Here is a 407-nt window from a genome sequence, read left to right as displayed (position 1 = left end):
CGCCATTTGTAAATGCTTTGATGTGTGGAGCATCGTTGTGACTACCTGAGATAACTACGGCTACTTCTAATTGCTTTAACACATCAACATTTACCTTCATAGGATTATTGATTTCAAATTCAGCAATTTTTTCTTTTAATGCCTCCTCAATGGCTACTTTGTACCTGACTGCTGCTTCACGACTATTTGCCACTATCTGTGCCTTAAACCCACCAGTAAAAATTTGCTCTACATAGTGTGTTACCATATTCTTAGCCTTGTCTCCGATAGTTTCGATGGCTTCCAAATAAGCATCCCGACTGCCAAAACCTAAAATTTGTAAGCGTTCTGTTAGCTGATAATCACTAAAAACATCTTCAAACTTTTTATCCATTCCTTTCTTATCAGGAATTTCGGCATTGTGAGTA

1 protein-coding gene is annotated in these 407 nt (G+C 37.6%); it reads right to left on the bottom strand.

Annotated features, from left to right (window positions below):
- Positions 1 to 407 (bottom strand): hypothetical protein (locus E3E36_RS12410; RefSeq protein WP_206203727.1); only part of this gene is annotated, 407 nt, incomplete at both ends.

Source organism: Thermococcus sp. M36, from assembly GCF_012027355.1.
In the GTDB taxonomy this organism is placed as follows: domain Archaea; phylum Methanobacteriota_B; class Thermococci; order Thermococcales; family Thermococcaceae; genus Thermococcus.
The sequence above is the reverse complement of the archived record's forward strand: the minus strand, read 5'-3'. Positions and strand labels throughout refer to the sequence as shown.